Here is a 26,315-nt window from a genome sequence, read left to right on the forward strand (position 1 = left end):
GCCCGGATGGTCACGGCAGTCGGTGACCTGCGGAAACCTCCCCACGTGCCGGCGTCGCAGATCCCACCCGCGCAGACGGCGTCGAAGGCCGGCCCGGTGTCCGCCGGCGGCACGACCGGCTCCCTCACCGTCCGCTTCGACGTCCAGCCCTCCGCACTCGGCGACGGCACCTCCACGGCGTCGACGAGGCCGCCCGCCCGCCGGCGCAGGTTCTTCCCGCCCTCGCGCGTCCACGAGCACTGGCTGCGCACCAGGGACGCCGAGGCCGCCGTCGCCCACGCCGTGGAGATCACCGCCCGGGTCATCACCTGCGCCGCCCTGATCACGGTGAGCGTCCTCGCCGCCTCCGTCGTCAGCGACACCGTCGTCGTCAAGACGCCGGGGCTCGGCCTGACCGTCGGCGTGCTCGTCGACGCCACCGTCGTACGGCTCTGCCCATGGCGCCCGCGGTGATGACCCTGCTGGGCCGGCACGTCCGGTGGACGACCCGGTGGCCGGCCCGGATGCTGCCGCACATCGACCCCGAGGGGGAGGGCGAAGGCGTCAGCCTCGGGGCGGGGGCCGGGAAAACCGGTGGACGGCCCGGGAGCCGTACCCCTAGCGTGTGACCGCACGCCCAGTGACTCACGGAAGGAGGCGGGCGCCATGCAGTTCACCCACATCCCGCGCTCCCTCACCGTGACCCCGGCGTGCCGAGTCTGACCGATGTCCGACCGCCCGGGAGCGCACCACGTTTCGCATCCCGGAGGAATCCGTGACCGATCTGGTCATCCGCGCGCTCGACGAGAGCGACGTCCACCTGTTCGACACCCTGCCCGACCCGCTCCGTGCCCACGAGGCGTTCGGCCACGCCACCTACCGCCCCGACTGGAAGCGCGTCGCCCTGCGCGACGGCCGGGTCGTCGCCCGCGCCGCCTGGTGGGGCGGACCCGACGACAGCGCACCGCTCACGGTGGAGTGGTTCGACTTCGCCGACGGCGAGGAGGAGGCCGGCGCCGAACTCCTGCGCACCGCTCCCTGGCGCGTCGGCCTGGACCTGGTCATGCCCGGCGGCTGGCGCGAGGACCCGGCCCTGCGAGCCGCCGCAGAGGCCCGTTCCACCGCCGCCCGCGCCGCCGGTTACACCCCGCTGGTGGAGCGCTTCATCTACCGCTGGACCCCGGAGTGCGGCCTGCCGGAACGCCCCGGCCGCCTCCACTTCGCCCCGGAACCGGACGACGCGGTCTTCTTCGACGCGTTGCGCCGCATCCACTCCGTCACCCTCGACGCCCATGCCCGCAAGGCCATCGCCAAGGGCGGTCTCGATCTGGCCGCCCAGGAAGAGATGGACTTCTTCCGCTGGTGCCCGTCGCCGCGGGACTGGTGGCAGATCGCCCGGACCCCGGACGGAGACCTCGCCGGCATCCACATCCCGGCCCACAACCCCTCCGGCCCCTGCATCGGCTTCATCGGCGTCCTGCCCGAGCACCGGGGCCACGGCTACGCCTACGACCTGCTCGCCGAGTGCACCCACTATCTCGTCGAACGGGGCGCCGAGTTCATCGCAGGCGCCACCGACCAGGGCAACTTTCCCATGGCCGCCCACTTCACGAGGGCCGGCTACCCGATCGTCCGGGAGCGGGTGAACTTCGACGCCGTCTGACAGGCTGGTGCGCGATGTGACCGACCGCGAGTGACGGAGGCGTGATGGGGTTCGACGGCGGGGTCTGGTACATCGGCTGCGGTGAGGGGCGGGTCGGGGAGATCGTCGTCGACGACCACGACTTCCCCTGGCTGTCCGGACGCTTCGTCCCCGGCCCGGCGTACGCCGCCGTCGAACCCCTCTTCACCCGGGAACTCGCCCTGCTGGAGGAGGACCTGGACGCCCATCTCGACGAGTGGGAGACCGTGCAGGCCGAGATCAGGCGCCGCGTGACGCTCACCTCGCCCGGCGGGCCCGTCGCCGAGTTCCTGCTGCACATCCAGGGGGACCAGGCCTGGTTCCGGTGGAGCGAAAAGCCGTTCGGGGACGACTAGGAGACCTCCGGCAGGTTTGCGGATCCCGTGACCGCGCATTCGGGAGACGTACACGTTTTCAGACGGAGACAGGAGGAACCGTGGGCATCATCGCCTGGATTCTGATAGGCCTGCTCGCCGGTGCCATCGCCAAGCTGCTGCTTCCCGGGAAGGACCCGGGCGGCATCATCGTCACCATGCTCATCGGCATCGTCGGCGGTCTGCTCGGCGGCTGGCTGGGCAAGGTGATCTTCGGAGTGGACTCGATCGACGGCTTCTTCGACCTGTCCACCTGGATCGCCGCGATCATCGGCTCGCTCATCCTGCTGGTCCTCTACCGGGCCGTCACCGGCAACCGGCGCACGCACCGGCACGCCTGACCGGCCGCGACCACCGCGTACTCAGCCGGCGCCGTTGGCCAACAGGGTCTCGGCCTCGGCGAGTACCTCGGTGACCCGCAGGCCGAACGCCGCGTCGCACGCGTGCGGACGGCCGTCCCGGGCCGCGGCGCCCAGCGCGTCCGCGGCCCGGCCGAAGGCGGTGGCGGCGTCCGAGTCACTCTCCGGGAGCCGCACCACTCCGGCCTCGCCACGGATCTCGACGGCGGCACCCGCCGCCGAGGGCGGGGCCGTCAGACTGAGCGTCAGCGTGCTGGAGGCACCGCCGACGTGGTCCAGGACCACGTGCACCGTGTCCCCGGGCCCCCGCCCGGCCGCCGACACCCGGCGCACGTCACCCAGGACCGGGAGCAGCACGGACAACGCGTGCGGTCCCACGTCCCACAGGGCGCCCTTCTCCCGGCGCCACGGCGTGGCGAACGGGCTGTCCCCCGTGAACACCGCGCCCAGCCACTGCGCGTGCCCCGTGAACCACCCACCCTCGGCCGCCCGCTCGGCCATCCACGCCTCGGGCTCGGGCAGGAAGCGCGTGGTGAAGAAGACGACCGAGGCGACCTCCGCCTGCCGAGCGGCCCGCGCCACCGCCCGGGCTCCCGCCACCGTCGCGGCGACGGGCTTGTCGAGCAGAAGGTGACAGCCGGCCTCGGCGGCCCGCACCGCGAGATCGGCCTGTACGTCCGGCGGCACCGCGACCGCGACCGCGTCCACCTCCGCGAGCAGGGCGTCGGCATCGTCGTAGGCCCGGGTGCCGTGACGGTCGGCCAGTTCCTCGGCGGCGGCGGGGCGACGGCCCCACACACCGGCGAAGTCGAGGCCTTCGTGCGCGCTCAGGGCGGGGGCGTGGACCATCTGCGCCCAGGGGCCGGTGCCGAGCAGACCGATGCGCATGTCGCTGACTCTCCCTGCTGCCGGTACGAGGTGACGGTCGACACCGTGCACGGCGCCGTCCGTGAGCGAGCCTCGCACACGGACGGCGCCGACGGGGAACCCGGGGGCCGGTCAGGCGGCCCGGGGCTCGGACAGGCCGTCGTCCGTGACCGGCTCCCCGCTCCCGGTGCCGCCCCGGATCAGCCGCAGATGCCGCTTGCGGGCGGCATGCCGCGGCTTGGCCGGGGCGGGGGTGAGCAGACGGTCCTCGACACGGTCCATGACCACGAGCAGGACGGACAGCAGCGGCAGCAGCATTACGGCGACCCAGAACACAGTGTTCTCCTCGTCAACGGACACGTTTCGGGTGCTCCGAATCGCGCCGCTGATGCCTGGGAACGCCGTGAACGCCCCTCCTGGACGCGACTCAGGGCAGTGAAGGCGCCGCGAAGCCGGTCAGCAGCGCGTCCGCCCGGTCCAGCCCGCTCTCCACGGAGATCTCCCGCAGCGTCTGCGGGGGACGGACGGTGGCGAACCCGACCCGCCCGTCCCGCACCAGACACCCGTACACACCGGGCCGGGGCAGGCTGTTGTACGCCCAGGGCGCCGAGAAGCAGTAGGCGCCCGTGTCGTGCAGGACGACCAGGTCGCCCTCGGCGAGTTCGGGCAGTTCGCGCTCGTGCGCCACGACGTCCCCGGCGAAGCAGAGGGGCCCGGCGACGTCCTGTCGCAGCGGGGGCGTCCGCTTCGGCGAGCCGTCCGGGCCGTGGGCCGACACCCGCAGCGACCAGGCGCCCGGCATGAACACGGTGCGGGTGGCGACCTGCGCACCGGCATGGGTGACGGCGATACGGCGGTCGCCCGCGTCCTTGACGTACTCCACGCGCGCCGCGAGGAAGCCGTTCTTGGCGAGCAGGGAGCGGCCGAACTCGGTGACGATCCGGTAGCGGCCGTCCAGCAGGGCCGGTTCGGCGGCGGTGAGCGCGGCGACGTAGTCGGCGAACGTGGGGGTGACGGTGTCGTCGGCGAAGTTCACCGGGAGCCCGCCGCCGAGGTCGAGGCTGGTCACCTGGCGGTGGCCGACGCGGGCGTCGATCTCCTCGGCGAGGAGGTGGAGGGCGGCGAGCCCCTCGGCGATCAGGGGCAGCGGGCAGCCCTGCGAGCCGACGTGCGCGTGCAGCCGGGTCAGCCACGGCCGCCGCGCGAACGCCTCGACGACCCGGGCGCGGGCACCGGGATCGCGCAGCGCCACACCGAACTTGGCGTGCTCCGTGGCGGTGCTCATCGCCCCGATGGTTCCGCTGCCGACCTGCGGGTTGACCCGTAGCCCGATGACGGACGCGCAGTCCGCCGGGCGCAGCGCGTCGACGCGTTCGAGCTCGGCGAGGTTGTCGGCGTTGACCGCGACGCCGAGGGCGAGGGCCTCGCGGATCTCCCGGCGGGTCTTCGCGGGGGAGTCCAGCACGATCCGCTCGGGCGCGAAGCCCGCGTCCAGCGCCAGCCGCAGCTCGCCGGGGCTCGCCACCTCGCAGCCCATGCCGGTGTCGGCGAGCAGCCGCAGCACCGGCACCAGCGCGCAGGCCTTGGCCGCGAAGGTGTGCAGTACGCCGGGGACCCGCGCGAACGCCTCGTGCAGACCGGCGACACTGTCCCGCACGCCCTGGACGTCGACGAATCCGGCCAGCGGCCGCTCCTCGCCGAGCAGCCCGTCGGCCACGGCCTGACGCACGACGGGGGCGACACGCGAGGCACTGCTCACGATCGCTCGCTCGAAAGTGTCCTCGAAGGTGTCGGCGACGGTGCTCTCGGGGGCGCGGGAGGGGGCGTGGGCGGAGGCGCTCTCAGGGGCGTTCTCGATGGGGGACGACACGTCCTGGTCTCCTTCGGTGCGCCGGGAAGGGGCGGTCGACTCCAGGTTCGCCCCTTTCCGGGCCGTACGTCTCGGGTGGCTCGCCTTCCGCGGGAGTCCGTCGCCCGGCTGCCCTCGCGCCGTCCGGCGGACCCCTCGTCGGCGGGCGGACCGCCCGGCGGCGTCGTCCGGCGGGCTACCTCTGCGGTCGTCCGCGGACCGCATCCCGGTGCCCGGTGGACCGCACCCCGTCGTCCGGCTGATCCCTCCCGCTCGTCCGGCGGGCCTTCCGTCGTCCGGAAGACCGGTGACATTGCCGGTCCCCGGACCCTGCCATGCCTCCGATAGTGGCACCGCCAGCCCGTCAACGGGCCCGCCCGGCCGGGTGGGCCCGTTGCGACAGAGAGGACGACTCGTCGTGCAGCAGCAAGCGCGCACCGGTGCCGCCCACCGCGTCTCCACCAGCTCCCCCCACCGCAGGCCCGGCCGGATCGCCGGCCTGGCGGCGGCGATCGCCGCGGTCGTCGGCCTCACCACCCTCAGCGGCCCCGGGGCGCACGCCGCGGACAACCCGTACGAGCGTGGCCCGGCGCCGACCAACGCCAGCATCGAGGCGCTGCGAGGACCGTACGCCGTCTCGCAGACCTCCGTCTCCTCGCTCGCCGTCACCGGCTTCGGCGGAGGCACCATCTACTACCCGACCAGCACCGCCGACGGCACCTTCGGGGCGATCGCCATCTCACCCGGCTTCACCGCGACCCAGTCGTCCATCGCCTGGCTGGGACCGCGCCTGGCCTCCCAGGGCTTCGTCGTCTTCACCATCGACACGAACACTACGGGGGACCAACCCGACTCCCGGGGCCGTCAGTTGCTCGCGGCGCTGGACTACCTCACCGAGAGGAGCTCCGTCCGCGGCCGCATCGACGCCAGCCGGCTCGGTGTGATGGGCCACTCCATGGGAGGCGGCGGCAGCCTCGAGGCCGCCAAGACCCGCCCCTCCCTCCAGGCCGCCGTCCCGCTGACGCCGTGGAACCTCGACAAGACGTGGCCGGAGCTCAACACGCCCACCCTCGTCATCGGGGCCGACGGTGACACGATCGCGCCCGTGGCCAGTCACGCCGAGCCGTTCTACTCCTCCCTGCCGTCCTCACTGGACCGGGCCTACCTGGAGCTGAACGGCGCCACGCACTTCACCCCGAACACGTCGGACACGACGATCGCGAAGTACAGCATTTCGTGGCTGAAGCGGTTCATCGACAACGACACCCGCTACGAGCAGTTCCTGTGCCCGCTGCCCCGGCCGAGCCTGACGATCGAGGAGTACCGGGGCAACTGCCCGCACACCTCCTGACCCCGGACCGACGTACCGCCGTACTTCCGTACGGCCGTACCGCTGAACCGCCCCACTCCGGCGAGCGGCGGCCGCGCATCCCCGCGCGGCCGCCGCCGTCGTTGTGCGGGTGCACGCCCCGGGCCGCCGGACGGTGGGCAGCCGCACACGTCGCATACCCTCAACCACCGGTGAACGCCCAGGTAACAGCTGCGAAGCGGTTTCTTTCCAAGGTGGACGCACGGCTTCCGCCCTTCGTTACGCGTGCGTAACGTCGGGGGAATGACCGGACAGACGACCGTGCAGCGCGGGTACGTACGGGCGGTGACCGGCGAACCCGGTGGTGGACGCACGTGGTTCCTCGACTCGGCGGCCCGCTCCTTCTCCACCGGCGCCACCGGAGCCGCCGGAGCAGTGGTGCACGTCCGGGCCGACCCGGCGCGGGCGGCCGTCCCCGGCAGCGGTCTGCGCACGCTGCTGCGCGCGCTCGGCGAGGTCACCGGGCGCACGCCCACCGGATCGACGGGCGGGGCACTGCTCGACGCGCTGCGCGCCGTCCCGACCCCCTTGCTGGTGTGCGTCGACGACGCGCACCTGTGGGACGCCCCCTCCCGCGCCGCCCTGGGCCACGCCGCCGCACGCCTGCACGGAACGCCGGACGTGAGCCTGCTCCTCAGCATTCCCGGACACCTCCCGCCCGCCCCGGAGTTCGCCGGACTGCCCCTGCTGCGGGTGGACCCGCTGTCCCCGGACGAGGCGGCCGCCCTGGTGGACGAGGCGACGGGCGGGACCGTCGACGAGGGCGTACGGGACGACGTGGTCGACGCGGCCGAGGGCAACCCGGCGCTGCTGCTGGCCGTCGTCCGGCGGCTCACGCCCGCCCAGTTGAGGGGCGAGCGCCCGCTGCCGCTCCCGCTGGTCGACAGCGAGGTCCTGACCGGCGTGGTCGGCGGGCACCTCCCCGGGCCGACGCCCGGGCAGCAGGACGTCCTGTTGACGGTGGCGGCCGCCGTACGGGACACGGAGGCCTTCGGGTCCAGCGGGAACGCGGGAGACGCCGACGCCGCGGAGCACGCCTCCGTCGACGTACGGCTCGTCCTCCGCGCGGTGGAGCACCTGCGCGACGACGGACCCCTTCCCTCCGGCTCCTCGCTGCCGGACCTGCTCGTGGCGGCCGACGGTGAGGTGCGGTTCCGCAGTGAGCTGCTGCGCCGGGCGGTGTACGCGGCGGCCCCTGCCGGGCGGCGCCGGGCCGCGCACCGGGCGCTGGCCCGGGCCCTGGAAGACGAGGGCCCGCGGCTCCGTGCGCTGCTGCACCGCGCGTGGGCCGGCGCGGGAACCGCGGCCGAACTGGCGGCCGCGGCGGCCGATGCGGCCGACTCCGTCCCGCGCGGGCTGCGGTGCGCCGCGTACATCAGGGCCGCGGAGCTGGCCGGCGACACGCCCCGGCGCGCCGAGTGGTACACGGCCGCCGCCGAGCAGGCCCTGCTCGCCGGAGGCTCGCACCGGGCGCTGCGGCTGCTCGACGCGGCCCGGACCGGCGGGGCCCCCGCTCTCGTGCGGGGCCGGGCCGAACTGCTCCGCGGGACGACGCTCCTGCACGACGGGCCGGTCGACGAGGCCCGGGCCTCCCTGCTGCTCGCCACCTCCCTGCTCTCCGCACGAGCCCCCGAACAGGCGGAGGCAGCGGCTCTCGGCGCGTCGGACGCCGCATGGGCGTCGGGCGACCCGGCCGGCTGCCTGAGCGCCGTCCTGCGGAGCGCGGACGTGGGCGTGAGGAGGAGTGCGGGCACGGCTGTGGACGGTGCCGGGTTCGGGGGGAGTGCCGGGGGCGTGTCGGGGGCCGGGTCCGAGGTGGGGAGTGTCCAGGCCGGCCCCGACCCCGTAGACGAGGGCGAAGCCGAAGCCGAAGCCGAAACCGGACCCGGCCTCTCGGGCGCGGGTGAAGCCGGACTCCGACCCGGCCTCTCGGGCGCTGGTGAAGCCGGACCCGGACACTGGCCCCTGGCGAGCCGCGCAGCGGTTGTCCGGGACTACCGGCGCGGGCTGCGTGCCCTGCTCGAAGGGGACTTCCGGGCGGCGGCCCGGTCGCTGCGGCGCGTGGTGGAGTGCGCGGAGGCGAGCGACGAGCCGGAGGAGGCGCTGCGCGCGGCGGGCGCGGCGCTGATGCTGGGCGACCTCGACGCCGGGCGCCGGGCGGCGGCCCGGGCCCTGGCCGCCGCCCGCACCCTCGGCACCGCCGCGGCCGTCCCCCGGGCACGCGAGTACCTCGCCTACGTCGAACTGCGTGCCGGCCGGCACGCCCTGGCCCGCACCCACGCCGAGCAGGGCCTGCGTGCCGCGCAGGCGGCCCGGCAGCGCAACACGGCCGCCCACCACCACGCCGTACTGGCGCTGGCCGCGTCCATCGAGGGGGAGACCGACCTGGTCGCCGGACACGTGGCCGCCGCGTCGGCCACCGCCCGGCGGCACGGCCTCGCCCAGGCCGCGACCCTCGCGGAGTGGGCCGCGGCCCGGGCCGACCTGGGCTGCGGCCGGCCCCGGGAGGCCGCGGACCGGCTGGGGCCGCTGGTGCGGCCGGGCCCCCGGCGCGGCCACTTCGCGGTGTGGATGCTCGCCGTGCCCTGCTTCGTGGAGGCCGCCGTGTCCGCCGGATGCCCCGACGGCGCCCGCGCCGTGGTGGAGGACTTCGCCGGATGGGCCGGTTTCGGCGCCGATCCGCAGGCGCCCGCCCAGCTGCTGCGCTGCCGTGCCCTGCTGGCTCCGCCCGAGCGGGCCGACGCGCTCTACCGGCACGCCCTCGACCTGCACGACGCGGCGGGCGGTGACTTCGAACGGGCCCGCACCGAACTCCTCCACGGCAAGTGGCTGCGCCGCCGGCGCCGGCTCGCCGAGGCACGCGAGCGCCTCGGCGCCGCGCTGGTCGGGTTCGAGCGCTGCGGGGCACGGGCCTGGGCGGAGCAGACCCGGGGCGAACTGCGCGCCAACGGGGTCTCCCCGAGCGGAACCCGGGCCGGCGCCGGCCTGTCCCTGCTGACCCCGCAGCAACTGCGAATCGCCCGGTGCGTCGCCGACGGCGCCACCAACCGGGAGGTGGCCCTGACCCTGTCCGTGAGCACCCGCACCGTCGACTACCACCTGCGGAAGGTCTTCGCCGCGCTCGGCGTGCGCTCCCGCCTGGAGCTGGCCCGGCTGGTCGAACAAGCCGAAAAGAGCGGTGCACACCCCTAGGGACCGACCGGACGGTATGTCATCCTGCGGGTCAGGACGAGCATGCCGGCGGGACGGCGCGGACTCCACGGCAACCGGAGCCGATGGAGCCCGGCCGGGCGGGGCCGCCGGCACACCGACCCTGGGGGAGGCCCGCGATGCACCACGCCCTACGGCCACGAACACTGTTGCGCCCCACGCCGACGGGACCAACGGGACCGGCGGGACCGGCCCTGCGGCCGCGGCCGCCGCGGATGCGCTCGCTGATCGACGCCGACGCCCTGGACGTGCTGCACCGCGCCGCCCGGATCCTGCTGGACGACCTGCCCGACCTCACCGACGGGCTGGTCGCCGCGATCCAGGAACAGGAACCCGCCTACCGCGCGGCCGTGGAGATCGACCCCGCCGCCACCTGGCAGGAGGTGCACCGCTCGCTGCGGCACAGCGTGGCCTCGCTGCTCGACCCGCGCGGCAACCGGGACGCGGCGCGCCGCTGCTCCTGGAAGATCGGGGCGACCCGCGCCGAGCAGGGCCTGCCGCTGGACGCCCTGCTGCACGCGTTCCGCCTCGGCGGTTCCCTGGTCTGGCAGCGCCTGGTGGAGGAGACCTCCCGTACCGCTCCGGAGGACGTGCGCCTCCTCGTGCACGTCGCCGCCGACGTGTGGAACTTCGTCGACGAGCACTGCACGCTGGTCGCGGACGCCTACCGGCAGGTGGAACGGCAGCTGGCCTGGCGGCGTGAGAACCGGCTGCGGCTGCTGGCCGCGGCCCTGCTCGACGGCACCAGCCGCATCGCCGACCTGCCCGAGACCGCCGAGGCGCTGGACCTGCCCGAACAGGGCCGTTACGCGGTCGTGGCAGTGGCCGGCGGCTCCCCGTCCGAGGCCACCGCGGCCCGTGCCGCCGCCGGGCGGGGGACACGGGTGCACTGGCACACGGGCGTGGAGGTCGACTACGGGATCGTCCTCCTCGGCGACCGTGACGCCGACGGCCGCCTCCCGGGACGTGGCGAACACGAGGCCGCGGGCGGGGAGCCGGGCGGATGCCCGCCGTCCGGTGCCCGGGTGGGGATCAGCACGGCCGTCTCGGGACTGGCGGCGGTCGGCGACGCCCGCCGGCTCGCGGACACCGCGCTGCGCATGTGCCCCCAGACAGGCGGCACGGTCCGGCTGACCGAGCACCTCCCCGCGGCCCTGGTGATCTCCTCGCCCGATCTCGCCGCCGCCCTCGCGGAGCGCGTCCTCGGCCCGCTGCGCGCCCTGGAGCCCGCCGACGAAGCCGTCCTGCTGGACACGCTGGCCACCTGGCTGGCCTGCGACGGCTCCGCGCAGCGGGCGGGGGAGCGGCTGTACTGCCACCGCAACACCGTCCTCAACCGCCTCCGCCGCTACGAGCAGCTGACGGGCCGCTCCCTGTCCCGCCCGGCCGACGTGGTGGAGATCAGCCTGGCGCTGGCGACACGGAGTGCGCGCTGAGGAACGGGACGGTTCCGGCGCCGTGGGCACCCGCACAACCCTGCCCCGCCCGCGCTGGGCCCGCGCAGCGAGCCCGCCCCGGCGCCTGTACCGGCCGGTATCCCGCGTGCTGTCGTGAGCTCCCCTTCCACCGAAGCGCCGTGCCGAACGGCACGGACCCGAGGAGCCGCGATGCCCGAAGCACCCCCGCAGGACCCGCCCGCGCTGCACGTCGAAGGCCTGGACGTGACGTACGGGCGGGCCCTGTCAGCCCTGCGCTCCGTGTCCCTGACCGTCCCGCCCGGCGAGGTCGTGGCGCTGCTCGGCGCGAACGGCGCCGGCAAGTCCACGCTGCTGCGGGCCCTCTCGGGCACCCTGCGCCTGCACCGCGGCACCATCACCGCCGGCCGGGTCCGCTATGGCGACATCACCCTCGACGGACGCGATCCGGTCGCGGCGGTGCGGGCCGGCGTCGTCCAGGTACCCGAGGGCAGGCGGGTCTTCGCCGGGCTCACCGTCGAGGAGAACCTGCGCACCGGCGGCCTGGGCCTGAGCCGGCGCGACCCCGCCGTGGTCCGGGAGGCCCGCGACCGGGTGTACGGACTCTTCCCCGTCCTCGCCGAACGCGGCCGCCAGGCCGCCGGCCTGCTGTCCGGCGGCGAGCAGCAGATGCTCGCCATCGGCCGCGCCCTGATGGCCGCCCCGCGCCTGCTCCTGCTGGACGAACCCTCCCTCGGCCTGGCCCCGCGCATGGTGTTCCGCATCGCCGAAGTGATCCGTGAGATCAACGAACAGGGCACGGCCGTCCTGCTGGTCGAGCAGAACGCCGGGATGGCCCTGTCCCTCGCCGACCACGCGTACGTCCTCGACGTGGGCGAGATCCGGCTGTCGGGTCCCGCCGAGGAACTGGCACGGACCGACGCGGTACGCCGCCTCTACCTGGGCGAGACGACCGGCGACCAGGGGGCCGCGTGAACATCCGCCCCACCGGCCGTACGACGAACAGCACCACCGGCCGTACGACGGACAGCCCCACCGGCCGTACGACGGACAGCACCGCCGGCCGTACCACGAACAGCTCGGCAGACCGTACGACGGACAGCTCCACCGGTGTCCTCACCGACCGCCGCCCCGCACCGCCCCCCGCGCTCCACGTCCGTGACGTCACCGTGCGTTTCGCCGGTCTCACCGCCCTCGACACGGTGTCCTTCACCGTCGCACCCGGCTCGGTGCACGCCCTCATCGGACCCAACGGCGCCGGCAAGTCCACCTGTTTCAACGTCCTGTCGGGCCTGTACCGCCCGGCCGCCGGGCAGGTCCTGCTCGGCGACACCGAACTGACGGGGCTCGCCCCGCACCGGATCGCCGCGCTGGGGGTGGCCCGCACCTTCCAGAACATCGTCACCACCGAGGGCACGGTCGCCGACAACCTGATGCTCGGCCGGCACGCCCTCTCCCGCGCGGGCTTCGCCGCGAGCGCCCTGCGCCTGCCGAGCGCCGTACGCGAACAGCGCGAGCACCTCGACCGGGCCCGCGAGATCGCCGTACTCACCGGCCTCGCCGACCACTTCGACACCCCCGTGGCCCTGCTGTCCTACGGCGACCGCAAGCGCGTCGAACTCGCCCGCGCCCTGTGCCTGGAACCCCGCGTGCTGCTGCTCGACGAGCCCGTGGCCGGCATGAACGGCGCCGAACGCCTCCGCACGGCGGAGGTCGTGCACACGGTCCGCGAACGACTCGGGCTGTCCGTCCTGCTCGTCGAGCACGACATGGGCCTGGTCATGCGCCTCGCCGACGAGGTCACCGTCCTCGACTTCGGCCGCCGCCTCGCCCACGGCACCCCCGACGAGATCCGCCGCCACCCCGAGGTCCTGCGCGCCTACCTCGGCACCGGAGCACCCGAGGAGGAGGACGCCGAAGCCCCCGACAGCGGGACCGGCGCCCCGCCCTCCGGCAAGGACGACGACCGATGACCACCTTCCTCGACACCCTCCTCAACGGCCTCGCCCTGGGCGCCGTCTACGCCCTCGTCGCCCTCGGCTTCGTCGTCATCTTCAAGGCCTCCGGCGTCCTCAACTTCGCCCACGGCTCGCTGCTCCTGCTCGGCGGCTACCTCGTCGCCGTCCTCCACGAGGACCTGGGGTTCGCCGGCGCCCTCGCGGTGGCCGTCCTGGCGACCGCGGCCGTCGCCGGCGCCCTGGACCGGCTGCTGCTGCAACGCGGCGACCCCGACCCGAAAGCCGCCCACGTGCAGACGATCGTCACCATCGGCGTGGACATCGTCCTGCTGACCGACCTGGCCCGGCGCATCGGCGGTGACCTGCTCACCCTCGGCGACCCCTGGGGCGACGCGGTGACCGGCCTCGGCCCGGTGACCGTCGCCGACAGCCGGCTCGCCGCGATCGTGGTCTCCGCCGTCGTCATCGGCACGGTCTTCGCCCTGTTCCGGTTCACGCCCTGGGGACTGTCCCTGCGGGCCGCGGCCGAGGACGTGGAGGCGGCCGCCCTCATGGGCGTCCGGCTGACCCGGGTGCGCATGCTCGCCTGGTGCCTGGCCGGCGCCCTGGCCGCCCTCGCCGCCGTGTTCCTCGCCGCCTTCCCGGCGCCCGGCCTGGAGCGCACCACCGGTCAGATCGCCCTGAAGGCGTTCCCGGCGGCGATCCTCGGCGGCATGGCCTCCCCGCCCGGCGCGCTCGCCGGCAGCCTGATCATCGGGCTGACCGAGGCGCTCGTGGCCGGCTACCAGTCCGAACTGCACGTCCTCGGCGAGGGGTTCGGCGACGTCGCCCCGTACGCCGTGATGGTCGTGGTGCTGCTGGTGCGGCCCACCGGCCTGTTCGGCGCGAAGGGAGCGGTCCGTGTCTGAGCTCCTCCCGAAGGCGGCCCGTCTCCTGCTGCCCGCCCTCGTCCTGTGCGCCCTGCCCTTCTACCTGGACGCCTTCTGGCTGCGTATCGGCCTGTTCTCCATGGCCGCCGCCATCGGTGCCGTCGGCCTCGGCCTGCTCTCCGGCACCGCGGGCCAACTCTCCCTCGGCCACGCCTTCTTCCTCGCCGTGGGCGCCTACGGCTACACCTGGCTGGCCGGCGAGCCCGGTCCGGCGCTGCCCCCGGCCCTCGCCGCCGTCCTGGCCGTCCTGCTGGCCGGCGCCGCGGGCGGCCTGTTCAGCCCCGTCGCCGGGCGGGTACGCGGCATCTACCTGGGCGTCGCCACGCTCGCCCTGGTCTTCCTCGGCCACCACGTGCTGCTGACCGCCGACTCGATCACCGGCGGCTTCAACGGCCGCTCCGTCCCGCCGCTCACCCTCGGCGGGTTCGGATTCACCGCCGACGATCCCGAACTCGTCGTGCTGGGCGTGCCGTTCGGCGCGGAGGAACGCCTGTGGTACCTCGGCCTGGCCCTGTTCGCCCTCACCTGGTTCACCGCGCGCGGCCTGCTGCGCGGCCGCCCCGGACGGGCCCTGGCCGCCCTGCGCGACAGTGAGACCGCGGCGGCCGTGATGGGCGTGAACGTCGCCCGTCACCGCTCGGCGGCCTTCGTCGTGTCGTCGATGTACGCAGGCCTGGCCGGCGTCCTGCTCGCCCTGTCCTTCCGCCGGGTCGTGCCCGACTACTTCGGCCTCGCCCTCTCCGTGGACTACCTCGCCATGATCGTCATCGGCGGCCTCGGCTCCGTCGCCGGCGCCACCGCGGGCGCCGTCTTCGTCACCGCCCTGCCCCTGCTGATGACCCGCTACGCCGACCAACTGCCCCTGGTCGCCGCCCCCGGAACCGGCGGCGAGGGAGCGGTCGGCCCGACCGAGGCGGCCCGCTACCTCTACGGCGCGGCCATCGTCCTCGTCCTGCTGTACGCGCCCGACGGACTGCACGGCCTGACCCGACGCCTCCGGGCCCGGCTGCGTCCCGCCCGGTCCCCGGACCGCACTCCGCCGGCCCTCCCGTCCGCTTCCCCCGCCTCACCCGCACGAGCCAAGGAGCCCACCCCGTGAACTCCCAGCACCACAGACACCGCACCCCCGGCACCGCGCTCGCCGCGGCCCTGACCGCGCTGCTGATCGCGGCCACCGGCTGCAGCTCCAAGGCGGGCGGCGGCAACAGCTCCGACGACGCCGACGCCGACGGCGTCAAGTCCGGGCCGGGCGTGAGCGCGAAGACCATCCGGCTCGGCGCCCTCACCGACCTGACCGGCCCCTACGCCACGCTTGGCAAGAGCATCGTGCAGGCCCAGCAGATGTGGGCCGACGAGACCAACGCCGACGGCGGCATCTGCGGCCGCAAGGTCGAGATCGTCGTCAAGGACCACGGGTACGACGTGCAGAAGGCGGTCACCGCCTACGCCGACATCGCCCCGGACGTCGTCGCCCTGCCCCAGGTCATCGGGTCGCCCGTCGTCTCGGCCCTGCTCGACGACATCGAACGCGACCACGTGCTCACCTTCCCGCAGGCCTGGGCGGCCTCCCTGCTGGGCAAGGACTCCATCCAGGTCCTCGGCACCACCTACGACGTCGACATGATCGCCGCGGTCGACTTCCTCACCCGCACCAAGGGCCTCGCCCAGGGCGACACCGTCGGCCACGTCTACTTCGAGGGCGACTACGGCGCCAACGCGCTCGAAGGCTCCACGTGGGCCGCGGAGAAGGCCGGTCTGAAGATCGTCGGCCAGAAGATCAAGGCGACGGACACGGACCTCTCCGCCCAGGTCACCGCGTTGAAGAAGGCCGGCGCGAAGGCGATCCTGATCAGCGCCGGACCCGCCCAGACAGCCTCCCTGGTCGGTGTCGCCGCCTCCCGCGGCCTGAGCGTCCCCGTCGTCAGCAGCGCCCCCGGATTCGCCCCGCAGCTCATGAAGACCCCCGCGGCACCGGCCCTCGAGGCCATGCTGCACGTGGTCAGCGCCGCGCCGGCCGTCAGCTCCGCCATCCCCGGCGTCCAGCACATGGTCAGCGCGTACGAGAAGAAGTACCCCGGCTCCCAGGTCGACTCCGGGGTGCTGTCGGGCTACAACGCGGCCCATCTGCTGGGCGCCGACCTGGAGAAGGCCTGCGCGGCCGGCAGCCTCGCCCGCGAGGACGTGGTCAAGGCGCACCGCTCGCAGAAGAACGCCGACACCGGCCTCGGCACCCCGCAGAACTTCTCCGACGTCTCCCGGCCCGCCTCGCTGTCGACGTACGTGCTGAAGCCCGACGGGAAGGCGACCGGCGGCCTGGTCGGCGTCGAGGACGCGCACCGCGCCCCGGGAGCCGAGGAGTACCTGACGAGCCGTTCGTGATCCGGACGGGGATTCAGCGGCCACGCTGCTGAATGCGTTCGCTTTCTTCCATTGGACCTCCGTCCACGGCCGGGCCAGGCTGGAGCGAGTGAGTCCGGTGCGCCGCCATCACCTTCCGGCGCACCGGACTTCCCTGGTCACCGCGACAGCCGGAGAGAGGTCACGACCCCCATGCACACCCGCCGTATCGGTGACGTCGAGGTCAGCGCGATCGGACTGGGCGCGATGCCCATGTCGATCGAGGGACGGCCCGACGAGGCACGCTCCCTCGCCACCCTCCACGCCGCCCTCGACGCCGGCGTGACACTGATCGACACCGCGGACGCCTACCACCGGGACGCCGACGAGGTCGGCCACAACGAGACCCTGATCGCCAAGGCCCTCGCCACCCACGACCGGGGCGGTGACGTCCTGGTCGCCACCAAGGGCGGCCACCTGCGCCCCGGCGACGGCAGCTGGACCCTCGACGGCAGTCCGCGGCACCTCAAGGAGGCGTGCGAGGCGTCCCTGCGCCGGCTCGGCGTGGAGGCGATCGGCCTGTACCAGTTCCATCGCCCCGACCCGCGCGTGCCGTACGCCGACTCCGTCGGCGCGCTGCGCGACCTGCTCGACGAGGGCAAGATCCTGCGCGCCGGCGTCTCCAACGCGAACCCCGAGCAGATCAGGCAGGCCGACGACATCCTGGGCGGCCGGCTGGTCTCCGTGCAGAACCAGTTCTCCCCGGCGTTCCGCTCCAGCGAGGCGGAACTGCGGCTGTGCCACGAACTCGGCATCGCCTTCCTGCCCTGGAGCCCGCTCGGCGGCATCTCCCGGGCCGGCGGACTCGGCTCCGCCCACGCGCCGTTCGCCCGGATCGCCGAGGCGCGCGGAGTGAGCCCGCAGCGGGTCTGCCTCGCCTGGATGCTCGCCAAGTCGCCGGTCGTCGTCCCCATCCCCGGCGCCAGCCGCCCCGAGACGATCCGCGACTCGGCCGCCGCGACGGAACTCGCCCTCACACCCGAGGAACTGGCGGAGCTGGACGCCGCCTGAACACCCCCCGCCCAGCCCCTTTCACCCGGCACCTGGGGAGGACCACCGCCGATGGCGTCGTCGCTCGACAGACCCCTCGACCATCGCTACCGGGACGAACACCCGATCCGCACGCTCGCCTACCTCTTCCGCGCCGACCGGTACCGACTGGCCGGCGCGGTCGTCGTCTTCACCGTCAAGCACAGCCCCGTCTGGCTGCTGCCCCTGATCACCGCGTCCATCATCGACACCGTCGTCCAGCACCAGCCCATCGGCAGGCTCTGGACGAGCACCGGCGTCATCCTCTTCATCCTCGTCGTCAACTACCCGCTGCACCTGCTGTACGTCCGCCTCCTGTACGGCAGCGTCCGCCGCATGGGCACCACCCTGCGCTCCGCGCTCTGCACCCGCATGCAGCAACTGTCCATCGGCTACCACTCCCGGGTCAGCGCCGGCGTCCTGCAGGCCAAGGTCGTCCGGGACGTGGAGGCCGTGGAGCAGATGGTGCAGCAGACCGCGGAGAACGGGCTCGGCGCGCTCACCGTCCTCACCGGCGGCCTGATCATCATCGCCGTGCGCACACCGGAGTTCGTGCCCGTCTTCCTCGTCGTGGTACCCGCCGCCGCGTTCGTCGTGGCCCGCCTCAGGGCCCGGCTGCGCACCCACAACGAGCACTTCCGCCACGAGGTCGAGACCCTCTCCTCCCGGGTGACGGAGATGACCCGGCTGATCCCGGTCACCCGCGCGCACGGCCTGGAGGGCAAGGCGCTGCGCCGCATGGACGGCACCCTGCACCGGCTGCTGACCTCCGGCATGCGCCTCGACCTGGTCAACGGCCGCTTCGGCTCGATCGCCTGGGTCGTCCTCAACGTCGTCGGCGTGCTCGTCCTGGCCGGCGCCGCGCTCATCTCGTACTACGAGGTGTGGGGGGTCACCCCGGGCGACGTCGTCATGCTCAGCGCCTTCCTGACCACCCTCACCAACTCCACCACCACGCTCACCGGTCTCGCCCCGGTCATCACCAAGGGGCTGGAGTCGGTCCGTTCGGTCGGTGAGGTGCTCCAGGCGCCGGAGCTGGAGGACAACGAGGGCAAGGCCGAACTCGCCTCCCTGCGCGGCGCGGTGACCTTCGACGGAGTCGGGTACGCGTACGACAGCGGCCGGCCGGCGGTGCGCGACTTCACGCTGGCCGTCGCACCGGGCGAGACCGTCGCCCTGGTGGGCGCCTCCGGCGCCGGCAAGTCCACCGTGCTGAACCTCGTGATCGGCTTCATCCGGCCGACCTCGGGCCGGCTGCTGCTCGACGGCACCGACATGAACACCGTGGACCTGCGCACCTACCGGCGGTTCGTGTCCGTGGTGCCCCAGGAGTCGGTCCTCTTCGACGGCACCGTCCGCGAGAACGTCGCCTACGGCATGGAGGACGAGGCCGACGAGGAGACGGTCCGCGCGGCCCTGCGGGACGCCAACGCCCTGGAGTTCGTCGATCGGTTGCCCGAAGGGCTGGACACCCTGGTCGGCGAGCGCGGCGCCCGGCTGTCGGGCGGTCAGAAGCAGCGGCTGGCGATCGCCCGCGCCCTGATAAGGGATCCCAAGGTGCTCATCCTCGACGAGGCAACGTCCGCGCTCGACACCCGCTCCGAGGCGCTCGTCCAGCAGGCCCTCGCCCGTCTGCTGCACGGCCGCACCACCTTCGTGGTGGCGCACCGCCTGTCCACCGTGCGCGGCGCCGACCGCATCGTCGTCATGGGGGACGGCCGCATCCTGGAGACCGGCACGCACGAGGAACTCCTGCGTCACGGCGGCGCGTACACGGCGCTGCACAGTGGGCAGGTCGCCTGACGTCAACCGGGAGCCAAGTGGCTGAAAACATGCCCCCGGAGGGTGACAGGGATCTCACACACGCATGAACCGCCCCGGTTCGGGCACACGCTGCCCACTACATCTGGAGAGAGGGGCGCTCGTGATCGTTCCGGACCCGAAGGCCGTCAGGACGCTGCTGACGCGGTACGCGTCGCTGAAGATCGCTCAGGCGGAGAGGGAGCGGCCGCAGGCGGCGCGCGAGTTGGAGGACGTCACCTACACGCTGTGTGTCCTCATGGGTACCTCCGACGTCCGCGAGGCGGTCGCCGCGGCGGACGCCCTGCTCGACTCCGCGGTGCGGCCGCCGGCGGCCCGGGTGCCGAGGCAGGAGCAGGAGAGGGACGGGGAGAGCGGACTCTCCCTGGCCGTCTGAGCGCACTTTCCGGCCCGGCTCAGGGAACCGCCGAACCGCAGCGGTCCGTGGGCCGGGCCGACCGCTGGGGCCCGGACCCGGCCAGCCACTCCGCGATGGTGCGGGCGATCGGCTGGCCGGTGTCCACCTCGACGAAGCCGAACTGCCCCGACTGGTTGCACTCCAGGAACCACCACGTCCCGTCGGCGTCCTCCGCGAAGTCGAAGGCCCCGTAGGCCAGTTCCGCCTCGCGCAGATACGTCCGTACGGCGTCGGCGAGGCGCGGCGGGACGTCGGCCGGGCGCCACGACGCGGTGGAGGGCGCGAAGCGCACGTCCACCGCGTCGGGGTCGCCGTCGGAGTCCGTCACCTTGCGGGCGGCCAGCATCCGGTCGCCCACCGCCGTCAGCCGGATGTCCGCCCGCTTGACGATCCGCCGTTGCAGCAGGGTCGGACCGTAGGCGACGGCGGCGAAGTCGGCGTCCGGCGGGACCCGGGTGGTGGGGACCGCCCGGGGCGGATCCTGCGGATGCGCCCCCGACACCGGCTTGACCACCAGGTCCGGGTAGCGCTCCGCGAAGTCCCGTGCCGCCTGCGGGAACGTCGTGATGAGCGTGGCCGGCACCGGCAGCCCGCTGCGCTGGGCCAGCCGCAGCTGCCAGGGCTTGTGCCGGGCCCGCACGGCCGCGTCCGGATGGTTCATCCAGCGCGCCCCGCTCCCGCGGAGCATCCCGTACAGCGCCTGCGAGGCCTCCTCCGTCAGCCACGCGGACGGTTCGGGCGCCCGGGCCGCCGCCGCGCCGGGCCGGCGGACCCAGACGGACCGCAGCGAGTCGAGGCTCACCAGCCGTCCCGCGGACGACAGGTGTCCCCGGAAGGCACCGTGCACGTACTCCGCGGAGAGCGCGACGGTGTGGGTGAGGTCGGCGGGGTCCAGCCGCACGACGGGGACGCCCGCGGCGTTCAGGTGGTCGACCACCATGTCCGCCGTGACGTCCTCTTCACAGGTCAGGATGAGCACGGTCATCGTGTGTCGACCCGTGTTCAGTCGTCGAAGTGAGTCTTGGAACCCGCCGTCGAGGTCGTCGTCCCGAGTTCTCTCAGCAGTGCGTGGTCACGAGCGGCGATCCGCCCGTCGAAGAGCACGTTCACCTGCAGTCCAGGGTCATAGGCGTACGGAGTGGCGAACTCCAACTCCGCCGCGGGGCGGGCGTAGTTGAGCGCGAACGGTTGCATCGTCTCTCCCTCGTCGGTACTGCCTCGAACAAGCGGTGCCGCTGTGCGACGTCACTCGGGCCCGCTGCGTTGGTGCGACCTCCGGCCCGTCGGACGGACCTTCAGTCACTTATACGAATCGAACGGGTGGTTGGTTTCCTCACTCTCCGTGATCGACACGGCCGTGGGGTGCGGGGCAGGGAGCTGAGCAGGGGCGATGCGCCTCGGATGGGGCGAAAATTCTCTACCGGCCGGTCAGTGACGGTCAGTTGACGGTCGTGGCGCGGTCGGGGGCGCGGCGCAGGGAGCGCAGGGCGAGCAGGAGGACGCCGATGTCGTCGAGGTAGACCGGGTCGGGCAGCACGTCGGTCGGGAGGAGGAAGTACGCGACCGCCCCCCAGAACACCCAGCGAGGGCCGGTCGGCAAGCCCGCCCGCCGCAGGCCACGCCGGGCCCGGACCAGCCGTACGAGCACGGCGGCGGCCAAGGCGAACAGCGCCGCCGCCAGCACCACCGCGACGGTGATGAGCGTGGTGGTCGCATCCACGGGCCCTCCCTGTGCGCGGTCCGTCGCGCGGTGTCCGGCGTTCCCCCGGTCATCGAATTCCCCGTTTTCGATCCCCGGATGCCCTCTTTCCCTGGGAATATCGCACGGAACAGCGCACCGGTCTCCCACGGCACGGGTGCCGCGCTCCGAGTGGCGGAACCCCGCGGGAGGGGGCGGACACCGGACGGGAACCGGACCTCCCGGACGCGGGGCCGGCCGGTCCGGTGGCCAGGGGGCCCCGGCGCCGGACCGCCGCCCTGGTGGCCGCCGACGCCGGTCCGGTATCCCCCGTCTCAGTGGCCGGGTTCCCGCAGGGCCGTCAGGACCCGGTCGGGTGTGAGAGGCAGTTCACGCAGGCGGGTGCCGGTGGCATGGTGGACGGCGTTGCCGATGGCGGCCGCCGTGCCCACGATGCCGATCTCGCCGATCCCCTTGCCACCCAGGGGGTTGAGGTGGGGATCGTCCTCCTCCACCCAGTGCGCCTCGATGTCCGGCACGTCCGCGTGCGCGGGCACGTGGTAGGAGGCCAGGTCGGACTCGGCGAAGTCGCCGAAGGCGGCGTCCATGGTGCTGCCCTCGGTCAGGGCCATTCCCAGGCCCATGGTCATGCCGCCCACGAACTGGGAGCGGGCGGTCCGGGCGTTGAGGATGCGCCCGGCCGCGTACACCCCCAGCAGGCGCCGCACCCGCACCTCGCCGGTCACCGTGTCCACGGCGACCTCCGCGAAGTGCGCCCCGAACGCGTGCCGCGCGTAAGGGCTTTCGGCGTCCGCCGTGCCGGCCGTGTCGGCGTGCTCGACCAGGCCGTGCTCGGGCACCGGGCCGGGAAACCCGGTCAGGCGTTCCGCGAGCCGTCCGCAGGCCTCGTGGACCGGCCAGCCCCAGGAGGCGGTGCCGGAGGAACCGCCGGCCAGCGAGGCCGACGGCAGGTCGCTGCTGCCCACCCGGATCCGGACCCGCTCCACGGGCACGCCCAGGGCGTCCGCCGCGATCTGCGTGAGCACCGTACGGGCGCCCGTGCCGATGTCCGTGGCGTTCGTCTCGACGAGGAACGTCCCGTCGGGCAGGGCGCGCGCCGCTGCGGCCGACGGTGCCACCATCACCGGGTAGGTGGCGGCGGCCACGCCCGTCCCGATCAGCAGCGGACCCTCGGAGCGGGAACGCGGGCGGGGATCGCGCCGCGCCCACCCGAACCGGCGGGCGCCCTCCCGCAGGCATTCGACGAGGTGCCGGCTGCTGAACGGCCTGCCGCTGTCCGGTTCGGTCTCCGGCTCGTTGCGGATCCGCAACTCCACGGGGTCCATGCCGAGCGCCACGGCGAGTTCGTCGACGGCCGACTCCAGGGCGTACATGCCCGGCGCCTCCCCGGGCGCCCGCATCCAGGACGGCGTCGGCACGTCCAGCGGCACCACGCGGTGCAGCGTGCGGCTGTGCGGGACGGCGTACATGACGCGCGCGGGGGTCGCCGCCTGCTCCACGAACTCCTTCACCCGGGAGGTGTGTGTGGTGACCTCGTGGACGAGGGACGTCAGCCGGCCGTCGGCGTCCGCGCCGAGACGCAGCCGGTGCAGGGTGGGCGCCCGGTGCCCGACGACCGACGGCAGCACCCGGCGGGGGAGGGCGACCGTGACCGGACGCCCGGTGTGCCGCGCGGCCATCACCGCGAGCACCACGTCCACCCGGGGCGTGCCCTTGGACCCGAAGCCGCCGCCGACATGCTCGGCGACGACCGAGATCCGCTCCTCCTCCACCCCGAACAACCCGGCGAGCACGCCCCGTACGACCGTGGTGCCCTGGCTGGAGGTGTGCACGGTCAGCCGCTCGCCGTCCCAGTGCGCGGTGCTGGCGTGCGGCTCCATCGGGTGGTTGTGCAGGGGCGGCACCCGGTAGCCGACGTCGACCCGCACGGCCGCGTCCGCGAAGGCGCCCTCCGGGTCGCCGTGTTCCCGGACGGCGGGGTAGCCGCCGTTGGCCTGCTCGGGGACGTACGCGTCGGGGTGCGCGGCGGACAGGCTCACGTCGTGGGACCGCTCGGCGTACGAGACCCGTACGGCGGCGGCGCCGGCCCGGGCCGCTTCCTGGCTGTCGGCCACCACCAGCGCCACGAACCAGCCCCGGTGCGGGACCTGCGGGTCCTGGAGGACGGCGAGGGTGGGATCGTCCGGCTCGGCGAGGCGCGGCGCGTTCTCATGGGTGAGGACGGTGACCACACCGGGCAGCGCCAGCGCGCCCGAGGCGTCGACGCCCGTCACCCGGCCGCTCGCGACCGTCGCCGGCACCGGGCGGGCGAACAGCCGCCCGGGGGAGGGGAACTCGGCGGCGTAACGGGCGGTGCCGGTGACCTTCTCCCGTCCTTCCCGGCGCTCGGCGGGAGCGCCCACCGCGGGGGCGGTCATGAGTCCTCCCGGTGCCGTACGAGTCGCGTCAGGACGTCGACGGCGAGGTTGCGGGCGAGGGGCACCTTGTACGCGTTGTCACGCAGCGGCCGGGCCTCGGACAGTTCGAGGTCGACGGCGTGCTCGAACGCGGCCGCGGTGGGTGCCGCGCCCCGCAGCGCCTCCTCGGCGCGCAGGGCCCGCCAGGGCCGGTGCGCCAGTGCGCCGAAGGCGATCCCCGCATGCGCCACCACGCCGTCCGACACCTCGAGCACCGCGGCGACGGAGGCCAGGGCGAAGGCGTACGAGGCCCGGTCGCGGGCCTTGCGGTACGCCGACGGCACCCCGGCCGTGGCGGCCGGCAGCAGCACGCCGGTCACCAGCTCACCCGGTTCCACGACGGTGTCCCGCTCCGGGTGCTCCCCGGGCAGCCGGTGGAACTCCGCGGCCGGTACCCGGCGCACGCCCGCGAGGCCGTAGAGCTCGACCTCGGCGTCCAGCGCGGCCAGGGCCACGGCCATGTCGGAGGGATGGGTGGCGATGCACCGGTCCGAGTGCCCGAGCACCGCGTGGTCGCGGTGGACGCCGTCCCGGGCACCGCACCCGCTGCCCGGCTCGCGCTTGTTGCAGGGCTTGGTGACGTCCTGGAAGTAGGGGCAGCGGGTGCGCTGGAGCAGGTTGCCGCCGGTGGTGGCGGCGTTGCGCAACTGTCCGGAGGCACCCGCGAGCACCGCCTGCGACAGGGCGGGGTAGCGCTCGCGGATCCGCGGATGCGCCGCGAGGTCGCTGTTGCGCACCATGGCCCCGACCCGCAGCGAGCCGTCCGGCAGCTCCCTCACCTCGTCCAGCGGGAGCCGGGTGACGTCGATGAGGGCGGCGGGCCGTTCCACACCGAGTTTCATCAGGTCCACGAGGTTGGTGCCGCCGCCCAGGTAGGAGGCGCCGGGGTGGGAGGCGTAGGCGTCGGCGGCCTCGGCGAGGCTGCCGGCCCGTACGTAGGCGAAGGGTTTCACCGGACCACGTCCTCGACCGCGTCGACGATCCGCGGGTACGCGCCGCACCGGCAGAGGTTGCCGCTGAGCCGCTCACGGATCTCCTCCCGGCTCAGCGGCACGGGCCCGGTGGGCGCGCCGGCGTCGGTGACGTGCGAGGGATGGCCCGCCTCCGCCTCGGCGATCGCCCCGACCGCCGAGCAGAGCTGACCCGGTGTGCAGTATCCGCACTGGAAGGCGTCGCGCTCCAGGAACGCCCGCTGGAGCGGGTGCGGCTCCTCGCCGTCCCCGGACAGGCCCTCGACGGTCGTGACGTCGCAGCCGTCCAGGGCGACCGCGAGCAGCAGGCAGCTGTTGACGCGCCGGCCGTCGACGAGGACCGTGCACGCGCCGCACTGCCCGTGGTCGCAGCCCTTCTTGGCGCCGGTGAGGTCGAGATCCTCCCGCAGGACGTCCAGCAGGACCCGCCGGTGGTCGACGGTGAGGGTGTGCGGCTTGCCGTTGACGCGCAGGGTCGTCTCGGAGCGGTGGGGAGGCGGCGCGGTGGTACCGCCCGCGGGGCCGTGCTCGCTGCCCATGTCGTGGATCCCTTCCGGAAGATCCGAGGACGAAGATCGGTGGTGCGGTGGTGTCTGAGGTGGTGCGGTGGTGCGGTGGTGTCTGAGGCCTGAGGCCGTGGTGCCTTGGGCCGTGAGGCCGTGGTGTCGTCGTGCCGTGGTGACCGCGTATCCAGTCCGGGCCGCATGACACGCACCGGCACGGAGGGACTCGGTGCGGTGACGGTGTGCGACGGTCCGCCGCCCTTCGCGCGGCCTGCCGCACCCGGCGGTCCGCCGCGCCGGGGGCGGCTGCCCCAGGGCCGCTCTCTAGGCTGCCTGTCATGACCGATTCCCAAGTGCCCGACGCATCCCGGGTCTTCGTGCTGCGTGAGACCTACGGGACGCTCGCCGCCGTCGTGGAGTCCCTGGGCGACGAGGAGTCCTGGCTGCCCACCGCCTGCACCGGCTGGGCGGTGCGCGACCTGCTGTTCCACTGCCTCTCGGACGCCCAGCGCGCACTCGTGGCCCTGCACTCGCCCGCCTCGGTCCCGCCCGACCGGGACGCCGTCACCTACTGGCACAACTGGTCGCCCGCCCCGGTCGGCGCGGCGAACGGCCGGCGCTGGGTCCGGGTGAGCGCGAGCATGTTCCTCGACTTCGGCCAGCTGCGCGACCTCTACCTGGAGACCGCGGCGGCCACCGTCACGGCAGCCGCCGCGGCCGACCTCGCCCGCCCGGTGTCCACCCAGGGCCACGTCCTCACCGCGGGCGACCTGGTCACCACCCTCGTCGTCGAGGCCGCCGTCCACCACCTGGACCTCGTCCGGGACCTGCCCGACGCGCCCGGTCCCGCGCCCGCCGGCCTGGCCGCCGTACGGCAGACCCTGGACGGTCTGCTCGGCCGGCCCGTGCCCGTGGACTGGAGCGACGAGCACTACGCCCGGGCGGCCACCGGGCGGGCGCCGCTCACCCCGGAGGAACGGCGTGCGCTGGGGGCGGACGCCGGGCGACTGCCGTTGTTCTGCTGACGCGTCCCCCGGACATGTGCTGCTCAC

24 protein-coding genes and 1 pseudogene are annotated in these 26,315 nt (G+C 74.1%); 16 read left to right on the forward strand and 9 right to left on the reverse strand.

Translation table 11 applies throughout. From position 1 onward, the window contains the following. Positions 1 to 222: 222 nt before the first annotated feature. The 4 genes and pseudogenes from ACIBBD_RS12820 to ACIBBD_RS12835 all read left to right on the forward strand — a co-directional run. A pseudogene (locus ACIBBD_RS12820) lies at positions 223 to 608 on the forward strand (MMPL family transporter); the annotation flags it as partial. Positions 609 to 754: 146 nt separating this feature from the next. Further along, positions 755 to 1,642, forward strand: coding sequence for a GNAT family N-acetyltransferase (locus ACIBBD_RS12825; protein ID WP_399419370.1), 888 nt, complete (start codon positions 755 to 757; stop codon positions 1,640 to 1,642). Between the two features lie 44 nt (positions 1,643 to 1,686). Beyond that, positions 1,687 to 2,016 (forward strand): hypothetical protein, encoded by a 330-nt coding sequence (locus tag ACIBBD_RS12830; protein WP_399419371.1) that lies wholly within the window; start codon positions 1,687 to 1,689, stop codon positions 2,014 to 2,016. A gap of 80 nt (positions 2,017 to 2,096) precedes the next feature. Next, positions 2,097 to 2,375, forward strand: a complete 279-nt coding sequence (locus ACIBBD_RS12835; RefSeq protein WP_399419372.1) for a GlsB/YeaQ/YmgE family stress response membrane protein — start codon at positions 2,097 to 2,099, stop codon at positions 2,373 to 2,375. A gap of 21 nt (positions 2,376 to 2,396) precedes the next feature. Here ACIBBD_RS12835 and ACIBBD_RS12840 read toward each other — a convergent pair whose 3' ends face one another. The 3 genes from ACIBBD_RS12840 to ACIBBD_RS12850 form a co-directional block, all read right to left on the reverse strand. Next, positions 2,397 to 3,281 (reverse strand): Gfo/Idh/MocA family protein, encoded by an 885-nt coding sequence (locus ACIBBD_RS12840; protein ID WP_399419373.1) that lies wholly within the window; start codon positions 3,279 to 3,281, stop codon positions 2,397 to 2,399. Between the two features lie 111 nt (positions 3,282 to 3,392). Beyond that, entirely contained in the window at positions 3,393 to 3,620 is a 228-nt protein-coding gene (locus ACIBBD_RS12845; RefSeq protein WP_399419374.1) for a hypothetical protein, read from the reverse strand. A gap of 67 nt (positions 3,621 to 3,687) precedes the next feature. Further along, positions 3,688 to 5,022, reverse strand: coding sequence for a diaminopimelate decarboxylase (locus ACIBBD_RS12850; protein WP_399419491.1), 1,335 nt, complete (start codon positions 5,020 to 5,022; stop codon positions 3,688 to 3,690). 505 nt (positions 5,023 to 5,527) lie between these two features. Between ACIBBD_RS12850 and ACIBBD_RS12855 the strand changes: the two genes are divergently transcribed. From ACIBBD_RS12855 to ACIBBD_RS12905, 11 genes are all read left to right on the forward strand, one after another. Beyond that, entirely contained in the window at positions 5,528 to 6,460 is a 933-nt protein-coding gene (locus ACIBBD_RS12855) for an alpha/beta hydrolase (RefSeq protein WP_399419375.1), read from the forward strand. Positions 6,461 to 6,721: 261 nt separating this feature from the next. Further along, positions 6,722 to 9,670 carry a LuxR C-terminal-related transcriptional regulator gene (locus tag ACIBBD_RS12860; protein ID WP_399419376.1) on the forward strand — a complete coding sequence of 983 codons (2,949 nt, stop codon included), beginning with the start codon at positions 6,722 to 6,724 and terminating at the stop codon, positions 9,668 to 9,670. Between the two features lie 137 nt (positions 9,671 to 9,807). Beyond that, positions 9,808 to 11,124 (forward strand): PucR family transcriptional regulator, encoded by a 1,317-nt coding sequence (locus tag ACIBBD_RS12865; protein ID WP_399419377.1) that lies wholly within the window; start codon positions 9,808 to 9,810, stop codon positions 11,122 to 11,124. A gap of 171 nt (positions 11,125 to 11,295) precedes the next feature. Further along, the gene (locus ACIBBD_RS12870; protein WP_399419378.1) at positions 11,296 to 12,078 is read left to right on the forward strand and encodes an ABC transporter ATP-binding protein; all 783 of its coding nucleotides are present in this window, start codon (positions 11,296 to 11,298) and stop codon (positions 12,076 to 12,078) included. 194 nt (positions 12,079 to 12,272) lie between these two features. Next, a complete protein-coding gene (locus ACIBBD_RS12875; RefSeq protein WP_399419492.1) occupies positions 12,273 to 13,076 on the forward strand; it encodes an ABC transporter ATP-binding protein in 804 nt (267 codons plus the stop codon). Continuing rightward, entirely contained in the window at positions 13,073 to 13,969 is an 897-nt protein-coding gene (locus ACIBBD_RS12880; RefSeq protein ID WP_399419379.1) for a branched-chain amino acid ABC transporter permease, read from the forward strand. The genes ACIBBD_RS12875 and ACIBBD_RS12880 overlap by 4 nt, the downstream gene beginning before the upstream one ends. Next, entirely contained in the window at positions 13,962 to 15,089 is a 1,128-nt protein-coding gene (locus ACIBBD_RS12885) for a branched-chain amino acid ABC transporter permease (RefSeq protein WP_399419380.1), read from the forward strand. The genes ACIBBD_RS12880 and ACIBBD_RS12885 overlap by 8 nt, the downstream gene beginning before the upstream one ends. After that, positions 15,086 to 16,369, forward strand: a complete 1,284-nt coding sequence (locus ACIBBD_RS12890) for an ABC transporter substrate-binding protein (RefSeq protein WP_399419381.1) — start codon at positions 15,086 to 15,088, stop codon at positions 16,367 to 16,369. The genes ACIBBD_RS12885 and ACIBBD_RS12890 overlap by 4 nt, the downstream gene beginning before the upstream one ends. Positions 16,370 to 16,540: 171 nt before the next feature. After that, the gene (locus tag ACIBBD_RS12895) at positions 16,541 to 17,398 is read left to right on the forward strand and encodes an aldo/keto reductase (RefSeq protein WP_399419382.1); all 858 of its coding nucleotides are present in this window, start codon (positions 16,541 to 16,543) and stop codon (positions 17,396 to 17,398) included. A 51-nt stretch (positions 17,399 to 17,449) separates the two neighbouring features. Beyond that, complete coding sequence (locus tag ACIBBD_RS12900) at positions 17,450 to 19,219, forward strand: ABC transporter ATP-binding protein (protein ID WP_399419383.1); 1,770 nt, start codon at positions 17,450 to 17,452, stop codon at positions 19,217 to 19,219. Between the two features lie 121 nt (positions 19,220 to 19,340). Continuing rightward, positions 19,341 to 19,613: a DUF5133 domain-containing protein gene (locus tag ACIBBD_RS12905; protein WP_399419384.1), complete on the forward strand. Its 273-nt coding sequence runs from the start codon at positions 19,341 to 19,343 to the stop codon at positions 19,611 to 19,613. Positions 19,614 to 19,632: 19 nt separating this feature from the next. Here ACIBBD_RS12905 and tgmB read toward each other — a convergent pair whose 3' ends face one another. From tgmB to ACIBBD_RS12935, 6 genes are all read right to left on the reverse strand, one after another. Next, on the reverse strand, positions 19,633 to 20,619 hold the full coding sequence (gene tgmB, locus ACIBBD_RS12910; protein WP_399419385.1) for an ATP-grasp ribosomal peptide maturase: 987 nt from the start codon (positions 20,617 to 20,619) through the stop codon (positions 19,633 to 19,635). Positions 20,620 to 20,636: 17 nt separating this feature from the next. Beyond that, on the reverse strand, positions 20,637 to 20,828 hold the full coding sequence (gene tgmA, locus ACIBBD_RS12915) for a putative ATP-grasp-modified RiPP (protein WP_399419386.1): 192 nt from the start codon (positions 20,826 to 20,828) through the stop codon (positions 20,637 to 20,639). Between the two features lie 244 nt (positions 20,829 to 21,072). Further along, a complete protein-coding gene (locus ACIBBD_RS12920) occupies positions 21,073 to 21,354 on the reverse strand; it encodes a DUF1232 domain-containing protein (RefSeq protein WP_399419387.1) in 282 nt (93 codons plus the stop codon). A gap of 293 nt (positions 21,355 to 21,647) precedes the next feature. Continuing rightward, positions 21,648 to 23,750, reverse strand: coding sequence for a xanthine dehydrogenase family protein molybdopterin-binding subunit (locus tag ACIBBD_RS12925; RefSeq protein ID WP_399419388.1), 2,103 nt, complete (start codon positions 23,748 to 23,750; stop codon positions 21,648 to 21,650). Then, positions 23,747 to 24,742 (reverse strand): FAD binding domain-containing protein, encoded by a 996-nt coding sequence (locus ACIBBD_RS12930; protein ID WP_399419389.1) that lies wholly within the window; start codon positions 24,740 to 24,742, stop codon positions 23,747 to 23,749. Before ACIBBD_RS12930 ends, ACIBBD_RS12925 begins: the two co-directional genes overlap by 4 nt. Further along, positions 24,739 to 25,299 carry a (2Fe-2S)-binding protein gene (locus ACIBBD_RS12935; protein ID WP_399419390.1) on the reverse strand — a complete coding sequence of 187 codons (561 nt, stop codon included), beginning with the start codon at positions 25,297 to 25,299 and terminating at the stop codon, positions 24,739 to 24,741. Before ACIBBD_RS12935 ends, ACIBBD_RS12930 begins: the two co-directional genes overlap by 4 nt. 302 nt (positions 25,300 to 25,601) lie before the next feature. Between ACIBBD_RS12935 and ACIBBD_RS12940 the strand changes: the two genes are divergently transcribed. Next, a complete protein-coding gene (locus ACIBBD_RS12940) occupies positions 25,602 to 26,288 on the forward strand; it encodes a maleylpyruvate isomerase N-terminal domain-containing protein (RefSeq protein ID WP_399419391.1) in 687 nt (228 codons plus the stop codon). Positions 26,289 to 26,315 lie beyond the last annotated feature (27 nt).

The organism is Streptomyces sp. NPDC051315, assembly GCF_044455165.1.
GTDB lineage: Bacteria > Actinomycetota > Actinomycetes > Streptomycetales > Streptomycetaceae > Streptomyces.

Excerpts from the sequence above, each read along its gene's own strand:
- tgmA (WP_399419386.1), bottom strand. The coding sequence starts at position 20,828 with ATGCAACCGTTCGCGCTCAACTACGCCCGCCCCGCGGCGGAGTTGGAG.
- ACIBBD_RS12870 (WP_399419378.1), top strand. The coding sequence starts at position 11,296 with ATGCCCGAAGCACCCCCGCAGGACCCGCCCGCGCTGCACGTCGAAGGC.
- ACIBBD_RS12840 (WP_399419373.1), bottom strand. The coding sequence starts at position 3,281 with ATGCGCATCGGTCTGCTCGGCACCGGCCCCTGGGCGCAGATGGTCCAC.
- ACIBBD_RS12925 (WP_399419388.1), bottom strand. The coding sequence starts at position 23,750 with ATGACCGCCCCCGCGGTGGGCGCTCCCGCCGAGCGCCGGGAAGGACGG.
- ACIBBD_RS12860 (WP_399419376.1), top strand. The coding sequence starts at position 6,722 with ATGACCGGACAGACGACCGTGCAGCGCGGGTACGTACGGGCGGTGACC.
- ACIBBD_RS12935 (WP_399419390.1), bottom strand. The coding sequence starts at position 25,299 with ATGGGCAGCGAGCACGGCCCCGCGGGCGGTACCACCGCGCCGCCTCCC.
- ACIBBD_RS12895 (WP_399419382.1), top strand. The coding sequence starts at position 16,541 with ATGCACACCCGCCGTATCGGTGACGTCGAGGTCAGCGCGATCGGACTG.
- tgmB (WP_399419385.1), bottom strand. The coding sequence starts at position 20,619 with ATGACCGTGCTCATCCTGACCTGTGAAGAGGACGTCACGGCGGACATG.
- ACIBBD_RS12900 (WP_399419383.1), top strand. The coding sequence starts at position 17,450 with ATGGCGTCGTCGCTCGACAGACCCCTCGACCATCGCTACCGGGACGAA.
- ACIBBD_RS12865 (WP_399419377.1), top strand. The coding sequence starts at position 9,808 with ATGCACCACGCCCTACGGCCACGAACACTGTTGCGCCCCACGCCGACG.
- ACIBBD_RS12830 (WP_399419371.1), top strand. The coding sequence starts at position 1,687 with ATGGGGTTCGACGGCGGGGTCTGGTACATCGGCTGCGGTGAGGGGCGG.
- ACIBBD_RS12940 (WP_399419391.1), top strand. The coding sequence starts at position 25,602 with ATGACCGATTCCCAAGTGCCCGACGCATCCCGGGTCTTCGTGCTGCGT.
- ACIBBD_RS12880 (WP_399419379.1), top strand. The coding sequence starts at position 13,073 with ATGACCACCTTCCTCGACACCCTCCTCAACGGCCTCGCCCTGGGCGCC.